The sequence below is a fragment of the uncultured Salinisphaera sp. genome, from assembly GCF_964012375.1.
Classification (GTDB): Bacteria; Pseudomonadota; Gammaproteobacteria; order Nevskiales; family Salinisphaeraceae; genus Salinisphaera.
The window spans coordinates 1-12,524 of the sequence record NZ_CAXGSH010000006.1 but is presented as its reverse complement, the minus strand read 5'-3'; the positions used below and the strand labels follow the sequence as shown (position 1 = coordinate 12,524).

Here is a 12,524-nt window from a genome sequence, read left to right as displayed (position 1 = left end):
ATTCACAGGTCCCAAGGAACGTTCTCAATGATCCTGTGCTGGCTTCTATTCGTCCCCTTCATCGGCGGCCTGCTTTGCTGGCAGCTGGAAAGCCGCCATGCCCCCGCGCAGGCGCCGCGCTGGATCGCGCTGCTGACCATGCTGCTCGTGGTCGGCCTGGCGCTCTGGCTGTGGCTGACGGGCGACTATTCGCTGGCCGGCGGGGCGGTGGGCGACGCGCCGAACTGGGCCCACCAGATCCGCCTGCCCTGGATCGATCGCTTCGGGATTTCCTTTCACCTGGCGCTCGACGGCCTGTCGCTGATCATGATCATGCTGACCGGCTTTCTCGGCGTGCTCGCCGTGGTGTGTTCCTGGCGTGAAATCACCAACCGGATCGGCTTCTTCCATCTGAACCTGCTCTGGATTATCGGCGGCGTGGTCGGCGTATTTCTGGCCGTGGATCTTTTCCTGTTCTTCTTTTTCTGGGAAATGATGCTGGTGCCGATGTATTTCCTGATCGCGCTGTGGGGACATAGCGGCTCGAAAGGCAATACCCGCATCGGCGCTGCGATCAAGTTCTTCATCTATACCCAGGCCAGCGGCCTGCTCATGCTGGTGTCGATTCTGGGTCTGGTCTTCGCCCACTACAGCCAGACCGGCACCTTCACCTTCGACTACATGGTGCTGCGTGAAACCCCGCTGACCGGCACCATCGCCTACGTGCTGATGCTGGGCTTCTTTATCGCCTTTGCGGTCAAGCTGCCGGTGGTCCCGCTGCACGGCTGGCTACCGGACGCGCATGCCCAGGCGCCGACCGCCGGCTCGGTCGATCTGGCCGGCATCCTGCTCAAGACCGCGGCCTACGGCATGCTGCGTTTCGCGATTCCGTTGTTCCCCGAGGCCTCGGCCCAGTTCGCGCCTGTTGCCATGGCGCTGGGTTTGATCGGCATCTACTACGGCGCCCTGCTGGCCTTCTCGCAGACCGACGTCAAGCGCCTGATCGCCTGCTCCAGTATTTCGCATATGGGCTTCGTGCTGATCGGCATCTATTCCGGCACGCTGCTCGCACTGCAGGGCGTGATCGTGCAGATGGTGGCCCATGCCTTCTCGGCGGCGGGTCTGTTCATCATCTCCGGCCAGATCTACGAGCGCATCCATACCCGTGACATGCGCCAGATGGGCGGCCTGTTCGGGCGTATGGGCGCGCTGCCGGGCTTTGCGCTGGTGTTCGTGATGGCCTCGCTGGGCATGCCCGGCACCGGCAACTTCATCGGCGAGTTCCTGATCCTGTTCGGCGCCTTCGATACGGTGCCCTGGGTCGTGGTCGCGGCCAGTGGCGGCCTCGTGCTGGCAGCCATCTATTCCCTGGTGCTCATGCACCGCGTTTATTGGGGCACGCCCAAGTCGGAGGCCTCGCTCGGCGGGCTCGACCCGCGCGAATACAGCATGATGCTGCTACTGCTCGTGCTCACGCTCTGGCTTGGCCTGTTCCCGAATACCGTGCTCGATATCTCGCATACGGCGATGACCGAAGTCACCGACTGGTTCGCCGTTGCTCCGTTGCCGTCCCGTTAAGCGAAAGGCGTCATGACCGACTTTTCCACTCAGATGCTCGCCCTCGCGCCGTTGCTCATCCTGTGCGCGACCGTTGTCGGCGTGATGCTGTCGATCGCGGTACACCGCCACCACTTCACGGCGGCCACAATGACCGTGGTCGGCCTGAACGCGGCCCTGCTGTCGCTGCTGGGCGTGCTCCAGATCACGCCGATCCAGGTCACGCCGCTGTTCATCATCGATGATTATTCGCTGCTGTTCGGCGCCATCGTGCTGGTGGCATCGCTGGCCTGTACCACGCTGGCCCATGCCTATCTGGATACCCTGCCGGACCGGCGCGAAGAGTTTTATATCCTGCTGCTGTGCTCGGCCGGCGGCGCGCTCGCGCTGATCGCCAGCCGGCACTTCGCGTCGCTGTTCATCGGCCTCGAGCTGCTGTCGGTGCCGCTGTACGGCATGGTCGCCTATGCTTATCGCGACCGTATTTCGCTGGAAGCCGGCCTGAAGTACATGGTGCTCTCGGGCGCGGCTTCGGCCTTCCTGCTGTTCGGTATGGCGCTGCTGTACGCGGCATCGGGCAGCCTCGAATATGCCGGCCTGGTGGATACCCTGGCCGGCAACAGCGGCTCGCCCTGGCTGCTGGCCGGCGTGGGCATGATGGTCGTCGCACTGGCCTTCAAGCTGTCGCTGGTGCCGTTCCATGTCTGGACGCCGGACGTCTACGAAGGCGCACCGGGGCCGGTCTCGGCCTTTCTGGCCACGGTGAGCAAGGTCGCGGTCTTCGCGCTGCTGCTGCGATTCTTCACGCTCGCACCGCCGGCCGCCAACGGCTGGCTGCTCACGCTGATGGGCGTAATCGCCATGGCGTCCATGCTGGTCGGCAACCTGCTCGCGCTGCGCCAGCGCAACGTCAAGCGGCTGCTGGGTTATTCCTCGATTGCGCATCTGGGCTATCTGATGACCGCGATCGTGGCCGGCGGCACCTTCAGCATCGAAACCGTGGGCATCTATCTGGCCACCTATGTCGCCACCACGCTCGGCGCATTCGGCGTGGTCACGCTCGTATCCAGCCCCTACTCCGGCACCGACGCGGGGGCGCTGCACCACTATCGCGGGCTGTTCTGGCGCCGGCCGTACCTGGCGACTGTGTTCACCGTCATGATGCTGTCGCTGGCCGGCATCCCGATGACCGCAGGCTTTCTCGGCAAGTTCTACGTGATTGCCATCGCCGTGCAATCCGGCCTGTGGTGGCTGGTCGGCGGCATCGTGCTCGGCAGCGCCATCGGCCTGTACTACTACCTGCGCATGATGGTCATCCTGTTCCTGGACGAGCCCGGCGAAAGCCGTCGCGACGCGGTTTCCGGCTGGGGGCAGCAGTCCGGCGGCATCATGGTGCTGTTGCTGGCGGCCGCGGTGATCTTCTTCGGCATCTATCCGCAGCCGCTGATCTCGCTGGTCAGCGCTACGGGCATGGCCGGCGGCTGATGCAGACGGGCCGGTATCGCGCCGCTGTTTCGAGCGTATGGCTCGCGGGCCTGATACTGATCATCGCCGGCTGCGCAACCCACGCCCCCGCGCCGCAGGAGGATGCCCGCGCCGACCGAGCTGCCCGCCAGTGGCTCGCGCTCGTCGATCGCGGCACTTATGAGCGCAGCTGGCAGCAGGCATCGGCAATGTTTCGAAACGGCATCGATCAAGGCGCGTGGATCGAGGCGGTTGGAAACGCGCGGGCCGACACCGCTGCGCCAAGCAAGCGCGAACTCGTATCCATCGCCTACACGCGAAAACTCCCCGGCGTGCCCGACAATGACTATGTCGTACTCGTCTATGCCAGCCGTTTCGATGACCGCCCTCCGATTCAGGAAACCGTCACCCTGGTACGAGAAGACGGCGAGCTGAAAACCGCAGGTTATTTTCTGCGCTAGCGCTTGGCCGGCTCAACGCAGCCGCGCGGCGGGCCAGACATAGCGCCGTTCAGCCAAGCGCGTGCCGTCGAGGGTGAGCGTCTTGTGCTGGCCATCGGCGACGAAACCCTGCGCCTGATAAAACCGCTGTGCCGCGTGATTGCCCTGCAACACCCAGAGAGTGACCGCGGCGCCGTTCCGGGCGGCTACGCCCCGGCGAACGGCCTGCCAGAGCCGGCGACCGATGCCCCGCCGGCACGAACGCGGCGCGACATAGATGGCATACAGCTCCATCGTCGCAGCATCCGTATCGTCATCCCGGCTGGGGCCATAGCTGGCCAGCCCCACGAGTGTCTGCTCGTGTCGGGCCACCAACACCTCGATCGCGGGATCGGCGAGCGCCCGGGTCCACTGCGCTTTCCTGGCATCCACGCTGAGCTCGTCCAGATAGGCCTGCGGCAACAGACCACGATAGGCGTCGCGCCATGCCGCGACGTGCAGCGCCGGGATCAGATCGACATCGTCGTCGCAGGCCGGCCCGACGTTCATGCCTAGGCCTTCACGATCACGCCCGGATTGAGCCGGTTGTGCGGGTCCAGCGCTGTCTTGATCGCGGCGAGCATGTCGCGCTCCACCTCGGATTTGTAGCGATCCAGGGCGGCGACCTTGAGCCGGCCGATGCCGTGTTCGGCCGCGATCGAGCCGCCCATCTCGGCGACGATATCGTGCACCACGGTATGGGCGGCCTCGGCCTGGGCCAGAAAGGCCGGGCCGTCGGCGTCCACGGGCTGGGACAGATTGAAATGCAGGTTGCCGTCGCCCACATGCCCGAACGGGCAGGGGCGCACACCGGGCAGCGCTTCGCGAACGGCTGCCAGCGCGCGCTCCAGAAACGCGGGCAGCTTCGATACCGGCAGCGAAATATCGTGCTTGATCGAGGCCCCTTCGGCGACCTGGGCCGGCGGCAGCGACTCGCGTAAATGCCATAGCCGACGACTGGTTTCGACGTCGTGGGCGATGACGACATCCGTCAATTCGTGCGCGTGGCGGGCCTGCTCGACGACATGGGCCATGGCGTCAAGCAGCCAGTGGCCGTCGGCGGAGCTGGCCAGCTCGACCAGCAGGTACCAGTCATGATCGATATCGAAAGGCTCTTCACAGCCCTCGATATGGCTGCAGGCCAGCGCCACCGCCTGGCGCGACATCAGCTCGCAGCCGGTCAGGTTATGCCCCGAGGCCGCGGTCAGCCGCCGCTGCAGTCGTACCGCCTGGGCCGGGGACTCCAGCGCGAACAGCGCACTGACCTGCTGTACCACCGGCTCGTAGAGCTTCATCACCGCAGCGGTGATGATGCCCAGCGCGCCTTCGCTGCCGATGAACAGGTCGTCCAGATCGAAACCGCTGTTGTCCTTGCGCAGCCCGGTGAGATTGTTCCAGATACGCCCGTCCGCGAGCACCACTTCCAGGCCCAGCGCCAGATCGCGGGTGTTGCCATAGCGCACGACGTTCAGCCCGCCTGCATTTGTAGCCAGATTGCCGCCGATCCGACAGCGATCGCGCGAGGCAAGCGTCAACGGGAAAAACAGGCCGGCATCGGCCGCGGCCTGTTGCACGTCGGCGAGAATACAACCCGCCTCGACGGTGATCGTGGCGTTGTCGGCATCGACTTCGCGTACGCGATCCATGCGCTCGAGATTGACGATGACATGACGCTGGGCGTCGTCTGCGGCGGCCCCGCCCACGAGCCCGGTATTGCCGGACTGGGCGATTACCGCACAGTTTGCGTCGGCACAGGCGGTGACCACCGCTGCGACCTGCGCCGTATCGGCCGGTCGTACCACCGCGAGCGCGGTCGGGCGAAACGCGCCCCGCCATTCCACCAGAAAGGGTGCAGCCGCATCGGCCTGCAGCACGTCCGCGGCGCCAACGATTTCGGTCAGTTTCGCAAGCAGCGCATCACGCATTCAGCGATCTCCGAGCAGATCTTCCAGGGCCGGCTGCAGCTGGCGAAACTCGAAGGTGAAACCGGCCTTCTCCAACGCGCTGGGAATCGCGCGCTGGCCGGTGAGCAGCAAATGGGCCATCTCGCCGACCATCAGCTTGAGCACCGGGCCGGGCACCCAGGCGAACTTGGGCCGGTGCAACACGCGCGCGAGCGTGGTCGTGAATTCGCGATTGGTGGCCGGCTCCGGCGCGGTGAGGTTGAACGCCCCGCTACAATCCGGGTTGTCGATGAGAAAACGAATCGCGGCCACCTCGTCGCGGATGTGTATCCAGGGCATGTACTGCTTGCCGGTGCCGAAATGCCCGCCCAGCCCGAACCTGAACGGCGTGACCATCTGTGCCAGTGCGCCGTCATCGGCCCCGAGCACGATGCCGGTACGAACACGACACACGCGGATGTTGGCGGCCTCGGCACGGCGGGCGGCCTGTTCCCAGGCCACGCAAAGCTCGGACTGGAATTCGTCGCCGGGCGATTCGTTTTCGTCGAGCACGTCGTCCCCGCGCGCGCCGTAATAACCGACCGCAGAACCGCTCACCAGCACCTGCGGCGGCGTGTCCCATTCACCAATCGTTTCGGTAAGCTGACGCGTGATCCGCAGGCGGCTTTCGCGCATTTCACGCTTGCGCGCCTCGGTCCAGCGGCCGTCCGCCAGATTCTCGCCGGCGAGGTTGATCACCGCGTCGGCCGGCGCCGCGGCCTTGATATCGGCCACCGGCACGACCCCTGCCGGCAACACCTTCGCCGCGGCTGCGGTATCGCGGGTGACGACCTGCACGGCCCAGCCATCGGCCAATAGCGATTCACACAGATGCCGGCCGATAAAGCCGGTGCCACCGGTCAACAACGCCTTGTTCATCACAAGCTCCGCGAGTAAAAGACAAAGGAAAATGCCAACTTGCAGACTAAAGCGCCGGCGAGGGCAGCGCCAGTCCAGATAAAACCCTATTCCACAATACGCCGATCGCGCGCTCGGCGCCGAATGGTTTTTACCTGCCTATTGCAAAAAGCCGACAGATCGCGTTAGCTGTGCGGGTCGTGGCGGCGGTAGCTCAGTTGGTAGAGCGCGACCCTCCCACGGTCGAGGTCGCGAGTTCGAATCTCGTCCGCCGCTCCACTTCTTCCCGCCTGTGGCTGCATGCATGCGCTATCGCTGATAGAGCAGCGATTCCGCCTGGAGTGCGGAAACGATCCGCCGGGCGAGCGCGTCTGCCTGTTTAGAAACCGATCGCCGTGCGCTTTCTGCGGTATCGAAGGCGAACTGCGCGGTGACCTGCTGGCCCGCGTTGTCGATCACGCGCACGTTATAGGCGATCCGCCCATGACCGATCACGCGGCGCGACGTGGTTTGCATATCGGCCAGTTCGATCACGATCGTGGCCTGGGCGCCGCTGGCGCGACTGGCCGCATGACGGCTCGCGGCATCCTGCTGACGGGTAGGCGGCGCAGCGGCGAGCATGGACGTACAGGCATGCCCGGCCGCAAACAGTCGGTCGCAGAGCGCCTGTTCGAAGGCGGCTTCGATGGCCACATCGGCAAAGGCACCATAGGCCAGAAAACCGTCGTAGCGCATGTCCTGCTGCGCGGGATCAACGAACCGATACGACGGCGCACTGGCACAGCCGGCCAGCGCCGCGGCCGCGCTTAGAACGACGCAGGCCAGCGCAACAAAACGGCGTAGATCAACCAAGACGGCGTCCAGATAAACGAATGGTGCGTCAGAGATTATCCGGCGCGATCGGCACGAACAACTACGCGCGACAAGGCTTCAAGGCGAAACGTAGGCACGGGCCGTGATCGAGCCTCGCCGCATGCGTCGCAGCGGCAACGCCCCGGCGCGCCCTGTGCTAAGCAACGGACGCGCGCGGCCGAGTCTCGGCACCTCGTCTACACGGTGTCCGATTTGTAGGAATACCCGGGACAAGCGACGATCGACGGGGATTCAGGCAGAATGCCAGAACGAACGTCCGTTCATTGCGCTGCCTTGCAGCATCGCGTGGACACTACAGTGCCAATAAAGAGGAGACCCCTGATGCGAGCATTGCTCTGCAAACAATTCGGCCCGCCGGAAACGCTGGTCGTCGAGGAACAGCCCACGCCTAAAGTCGGCCCCAAGCAGGTTCTTATCGACGTACAGGCCGCGGCGGTGAATTTCCCCGACAGCCTGATCATCGAAGACAAGTACCAGCTCAAGCCGGAGCTGCCCTTCTCGCCGGGCGGCGAGCTCGCGGGCGTGGTCAATACCGTGGGCGATGAGGTCAAGCATCTCAAGGCCGGCGACAACGTGATCGCCTTTACCGGCTATGGCGCCATGGCCGAACAGATCGCTACCGACGCCAACCGGGTGATCCCGATGCCCGACGGCGTGGACCACGTCACCGCCAGCGCGTTCGTGATGACCTATGGCACCACCTATCATGCGCTGGCCGACCGGGCCGCGCTGAAGTCCGGCGAAACCCTGCTCGTACTCGGTGCCGCCGGCGGCGTGGGCCTGGCCGCGATCGAGCTGGGCAAGGCCTTGGGCGCGCATGTGATTGCCGCTGCCTCCAGCGAAGAAAAACTGGCGGTCTGTCGCGAACACGGCGCGGATGAAACCATCAACTACGTCGAGGAAGACCTCAAGGACGCCATAAAGACACGTACCGACGGGCGTGGCGTGGACGTGGTCTATGATCCGGTCGGCGGCGACATGACCGAAAAAGCCCTGCGCGGCACGGCCTGGCGCGGGCGTTTGCTGGTGATCGGCTTTGCCGCCGGCGAGATCCCCAAACCGCCGCTCAATCTCGCCCTGCTCAAGGGCTGTTCGATCGTGGGCGTGTTCTGGGGCTCGTTCACCCAGCGTGAACCCGAAGAGAACCAGAAGCAGCTCAAGCAGATCTTTGCCTGGCTGGCCGAAGGCAAGCTGCGCCCGCATGTGTCGGGAACCTACCCGCTCGAACGCGGCGGCGAGGCAATCAGCGTACTGGCCTCGCGCAAGGCGGCCGGCAAGCTGGTCATCAAACCGCAGGAATAGTTCGCTCGGCCGGCCCGGCCGAACCGCGCCGGGCCGGCACTGCCCTATTTCGTTCACGCGGCAACGCGGCCATGTTGTCATGCAAACGACATCGCCGCGTCATCCCAGCGTTATCTGTACGACCCACACTGCGCTCCATTGCAAGCCGGCTGTCATATCGATGACAGCCCCGCAACGAGGAGCCGCATGCGTATCGCATTGCTCACCGACGCGTGGAAGCCGCAGGTCAACGGGGTGGTCACCGCCCTGACGGCCCTGGTTCGAGAACTGGAAGCCGCCGGACATGACGTGCTCGTCATTCATCCGGGCCTGTTCGTGACCGTGCCCTGCCCCACCTATACCGAAATCCGGCTCGCGGCCGCGCCGCTGCCCGGCGTTGCACGCCGCCTGCAGCGCTTCGTGCCGGACGCAGTGCATATCGCCACCGAAGGCAGCGTCGGTCTGGCCGGCTGGCTGTACTGTCGCCTGCGCGGCTGGCGTTTCACCACCTCTTTTCATACCCGCTTTCCGGAATACATCAACGCGCGCTGGCCGCTGGTGCCGGTGGGCCTGGGCTATCGGGTGCTCAATCTGTTTCATAGCCATAGCGTGCGCACCATGGTGAGCACACGCCCGTTGGCCGACTATCTGAGCGATCGCGGTTTCTCGCGGCTGGCCCTGTGGGGACGCGGCGTCGACACCCGCCTGTTTCGCCCCGTGCAACCGGCCACACTCGATCTGCCCGGTCCGGTGTTCATGTATTTCGGCCGGGTGGCACCGGAAAAGAACGTGGAAGCATTCCTCCAGCTCGACCTGCCCGGCAGCAAGCTGGTGGTCGGCGACGGCCCGGCCCGCGCCGACCTGGAACGCCGCTACCCCGAGGCCTGTTTCGTGGGTATGCGCCTGGGCGAAGACCTGGTGCGCCATATCTGTGCAGCCGACTGCATGGTCTTTCCCAGCAAGACCGACACGCTCGGGCTGGTGCTCATGGAAGCCATGGCCTGTGGCGTCCCGGTCGCCGCCTATCCGGTCACCGGGCCGCTCCAGGTGGTACAACCCGGCGTCACCGGCGTGCTCGACGACGATCTGCAGGCCGCCGCGCTGGCGGCGCTCGAACTCAACGGTGAGGCCGGCATCGCCTATGCGCGAGCCAACAGCTGGGCAGCCTCGGCGGCCGAATTCGCCGCACAGCTTGCCCCGGCGCGTCGACCCCACCTGCGTTTTACCCCCCCGACCCTGGAGAACGCGCAATGAAAGTCCTCATACTCGGCGGCGACGGCTTCTGTGGCTGGCCCACGGCATTGCACCTGTCCGGTCAGGGCCACGATGTGACCCTCATCGACAACCTTTCCCGACGGCATATCGACAACGAGCTGGGGGTGAGTTCGCTGACCCCCATATCGCCTATAGATATCCGACTGGCGGCCTGGAAGGAGCTGACCGGGCGCACCATCGCCGCGCTGCATATGGATGTTGCGCGCGAATACGATCGCCTGGAAGCGACCATCGACCGGCTCGCCCCGGATGCCATCGTGCATTTCGCCGAACAGCGCTCGGCGCCCTATTCCATGAAGCATGCACGGGCCAAGCGCTACACCGTCGAAAACAACCTCGCCGCGACCCAGAACGTGCTTTGCGCCCTGGTGGAAACCGGTATCGACGCCCATCTGGTGCATCTGGGCACCATGGGCGTCTACGGCTATGGCGGCGGGCTGCGTATTCCCGAGGGCTATCTCACTGTCGAGGTCGACGACAGCACCGGTGCGCGTACCCAGCGCGAGATCCTGTTCCCGCCGGACCCGGGCAGCATCTACCACATGACCAAGACCCAGGATCAGCTGCTGTTCTATTTCTACAACAAGAACGACGGCCTGCGTATTACCGATCTGCATCAGGGCGTGGTCTGGGGCACCCAGACGCGCGAGACGCGGCTGGACGAACGCCTGATCAATCGATTCGACTACGACGGCGATTACGGCACCGTGCTCAACCGCTTTCTCATGCAGGCCGCGGTTGGCCACGACCTGACCGTGCACGGCAGTGGTGGCCAGACCCGCGCCTTCATCCATATCCAGGACACGGTGCGCTGTATCGAAATGGCGATCGGCAACGCCCCGGCCGCCGGCGAACGGGTACGCATCTACAACCAGATGACCGAAACCTGGCGCGTAGGCGAACTGGCCAAACTGGTGGCCCGCATGACCGGCGCCAACATCGTCAACCTGCCCAACCCGCGCCGCGAAGCCTCGGAAAACGATCTGTGCGTGGATAACGCCTGTCTGCTGGACCTGGGCCTCGACCCGACCACCCTGCGCGACAGCCTGCTCAGCGAAATAATCGATATCGCGCAGCACTATGCCCACCGCTGCGACGAAAGCCGTATTCTCTCGACCTCACAGTGGGTACGTCCGCGAACGGCGCAATCGCAGGCGGTCGCCTCCTGAGCAAAAAACAGGTCGCGTTCAATTGAGTGGCGCCCCCACTGACCTATAATCCGGGCTCGTCTCGAACCCGGTACGCTGCTGTGCAAACCGACGGTCGCTGGACCCTCGCCGCGCTGACCACGGCGCTGCTGCTGCTCTACTTCACGCCGTGGCTGGCGCTGGGCCACGGCGTCGAATCTTCCGGCCTCGGGCTATGGATCGAATTGCCCGCGCTACTGCGGCCAATCGACCGCTTCGGCATCGGCGAATACGCAGCGCCCGTGCTGGGCTGGTCGATCCCGCTGATTGGCGCGGTCGGCGTCGTCCAAAGCGCCCGCGGCAGGGTCAGTCTCTGCGCATTGGCGCTCGCCGCGAGCGTGTTCAGCCTGATCGCCTTCGGCCTATGGCTGTCACGCTGGCCGCAAACGCCCAGCCTGGCCACCCTGCCGCTGACCCATGCCGGACTCGCGGTGGTCGCAGGCGCCGTGCTCGTGCTCGGCTTGAACGTTCTCGGCGCGCTACTACGGCCGCGCCTGGAAGAAAGACTGGGCATCATCGAGCGGCGTCGCCGCGACGGCACCGTCGCAATCGACGTCGACCGGCAGCGCTGGCGGCCACTATGGCGTTTACTCTATTCCGTGGCCAACGTCGCCATCGTCTACGTGGCCGCCGTGCTCTGGACGCGTTACCACCTGTTCGAGCTCGCCGATCGCTTCGCCCTGCCGGTAACCGCCGCTATCACCGTCGTGATCGCGCTGGCCGGACTTTGGGTGGTTCGATCCGCGCTGGGGCGCGCACCCTATGCCCGAATCGTGATCGACTACGACTCGTTGCGCGTGATTACCGGCGGCGAACGCGGTCGCTACGCCCGTGGCCATATCGGCGGGCTCTACGTGCCGCAGCAGGCGGAAGACGGGGTCCGCGACTACTACAACGATGCGCCGAACGCACAGACGCTAACCCTGCCGGTCACCACGAGCGGCTCGCCCACGCCGCAGGCCGGCGGGCTGTTACGTACCCCGCGTGCCAGCGTCATGATGCGCATGCGTGATCGTACGGTCGCACTCGCCCATCATCTGCGCCCGGCCCAGGCCAAGGAACTGGTGCGTCGGCTTACGATTCGCCTGCTGGACTGAGCCGGCCGCGGCGGTGGCCGGCCAAGCGAATCACCGATGGCTCGCGGGCGCCGCCAGGCGCTCGGCGAGGTCGGCCCGGAGGATGCGCGACGAAGTCGGCTCCTGCGGCGTCCATGTCAGGAGGAGGCCCCCCGCGAGGTGCGTCAGGTGCGTCAGGAAGGCGAACCAGAGGAGCGTCATCGCCACCATTTCGAGGCTCTCCTCCACGATCCGCGAGAGGTGGAGGACCACCGCGGGCCCTGGCAGGCGGAACGAGGCCTCCGCCACCGCCTCGACGCGGGCCATCGACCCCACGCGCCCGATCAGGTCGAGGGGGTGCCCATCCGGGAGGCCGTCGACGAAGTCGATGGCGACGGCCGTGCCCAAGAGGGCGAACGCGCCGCCGACGAGCCGCCAGAGATCGCTTCCCCGGAACTCGCGCCACAGGAAGACGGCCATGAACAGACCTGCGCCCGCGAACACCGGCCCGAGCACGAGTTGCCAGTAGTAGCTCGGGAACGCGGCCCCAACCCCGCGCTCGCTCGCCTCCGA

The 12,524-nt window shown here is 65.4% G+C and carries 12 protein-coding genes and 1 tRNA gene; 8 read left to right on the top strand and 5 right to left on the bottom strand.

The features are described 5' to 3' along the window. The first annotated feature begins 27 nt into the window (after nt 1–27). Genes nuoM through ABNU97_RS02080 form a run of 3 tightly spaced genes read left to right on the top strand, consistent with a single transcriptional unit; the run spans nt 28 to nt 3,461 of the window. The gene (gene nuoM, locus ABNU97_RS02090; RefSeq protein WP_348765093.1) at nt 28–1,557 is read left to right on the top strand and encodes an NADH-quinone oxidoreductase subunit M; all 1,530 of its coding nucleotides are present in this window, start codon (nt 28–30) and stop codon (nt 1,555–1,557) included. A 12-nt stretch (nt 1,558–1,569) separates the two neighbouring features. After that, nucleotides 1,570–3,021: an NADH-quinone oxidoreductase subunit NuoN gene (nuoN, locus tag ABNU97_RS02085; protein WP_348765092.1), complete on the top strand. Its 1,452-nt coding sequence runs from the start codon at nt 1,570–1,572 to the stop codon at nt 3,019–3,021. Next, nucleotides 3,021–3,461, top strand: coding sequence for a DUF4019 domain-containing protein (locus ABNU97_RS02080; RefSeq protein ID WP_348765091.1), 441 nt, complete (start codon nt 3,021–3,023; stop codon nt 3,459–3,461). The genes nuoN and ABNU97_RS02080 overlap by 1 nt, the downstream gene beginning before the upstream one ends. Before the next feature lie 12 nt (nt 3,462–3,473). Here the strand turns inward: ABNU97_RS02080 and ABNU97_RS02075 are convergent, their stop codons facing one another. The 3 genes from ABNU97_RS02075 to ABNU97_RS02065 are packed head-to-tail and all read right to left on the bottom strand — an operon-like array spanning nt 3,474 to nt 6,301. Next, a complete protein-coding gene (locus ABNU97_RS02075) occupies nt 3,474–3,989 on the bottom strand; it encodes a GNAT family N-acetyltransferase (RefSeq protein ID WP_348765090.1) in 516 nt (171 codons plus the stop codon). A gap of 2 nt (nt 3,990–3,991) precedes the next feature. Beyond that, the gene (locus tag ABNU97_RS02070) at nt 3,992–5,404 is read right to left on the bottom strand and encodes an FAD-binding oxidoreductase (RefSeq protein WP_348765089.1); all 1,413 of its coding nucleotides are present in this window, start codon (nt 5,402–5,404) and stop codon (nt 3,992–3,994) included. Then, on the bottom strand, nt 5,405–6,301 hold the full coding sequence (locus ABNU97_RS02065) for a TIGR01777 family oxidoreductase (protein WP_348765088.1): 897 nt from the start codon (nt 6,299–6,301) through the stop codon (nt 5,405–5,407). Nucleotides 6,302–6,483: 182 nt separating this feature from the next. Here ABNU97_RS02065 and ABNU97_RS02060 point away from each other — a divergent pair. Beyond that, nucleotides 6,484–6,559 (top strand) — tRNA-Gly (locus ABNU97_RS02060). 30 nt (nt 6,560–6,589) lie between these two features. Here ABNU97_RS02060 and ABNU97_RS02055 read toward each other — a convergent pair. Next, nucleotides 6,590–7,132 carry a hypothetical protein gene (locus ABNU97_RS02055; protein WP_348765087.1) on the bottom strand — a complete coding sequence of 181 codons (543 nt, stop codon included), beginning with the start codon at nt 7,130–7,132 and terminating at the stop codon, nt 6,590–6,592. Between the two features lie 342 nt (nt 7,133–7,474). Here ABNU97_RS02055 and ABNU97_RS02050 point away from each other — a divergent pair, with 342 nt between their 5' ends. The 4 genes from ABNU97_RS02050 to ABNU97_RS02035 all read left to right on the top strand — a co-directional run bounded on the left by ABNU97_RS02050 (nt 7,475) and on the right by ABNU97_RS02035 (nt 11,993). Beyond that, nucleotides 7,475–8,455, top strand: coding sequence for an NADPH:quinone oxidoreductase family protein (locus ABNU97_RS02050; RefSeq protein ID WP_348765086.1), 981 nt, complete (start codon nt 7,475–7,477; stop codon nt 8,453–8,455). Between the two features lie 186 nt (nt 8,456–8,641). Then, a complete protein-coding gene (locus ABNU97_RS02045; protein WP_348765085.1) occupies nt 8,642–9,688 on the top strand; it encodes a glycosyltransferase family 1 protein in 1,047 nt (348 codons plus the stop codon). Further along, nucleotides 9,685–10,878, top strand: coding sequence for an NAD-dependent epimerase/dehydratase family protein (locus ABNU97_RS02040; RefSeq protein WP_348765084.1), 1,194 nt, complete (start codon nt 9,685–9,687; stop codon nt 10,876–10,878). The genes ABNU97_RS02045 and ABNU97_RS02040 overlap by 4 nt, the downstream gene beginning before the upstream one ends. An 80-nt stretch (nt 10,879–10,958) precedes the next feature. Further along, nucleotides 10,959–11,993 (top strand): hypothetical protein, encoded by a 1,035-nt coding sequence (locus ABNU97_RS02035; protein ID WP_348765083.1) that lies wholly within the window; start codon nt 10,959–10,961, stop codon nt 11,991–11,993. Between the two features lie 30 nt (nt 11,994–12,023). Here ABNU97_RS02035 and ABNU97_RS02030 read toward each other — a convergent pair. Next, nucleotides 12,024–12,524, bottom strand: a 501-nt coding sequence (locus tag ABNU97_RS02030; protein ID WP_348765082.1) for a hypothetical protein, incomplete at its 5' end; no start/stop codon positions are given.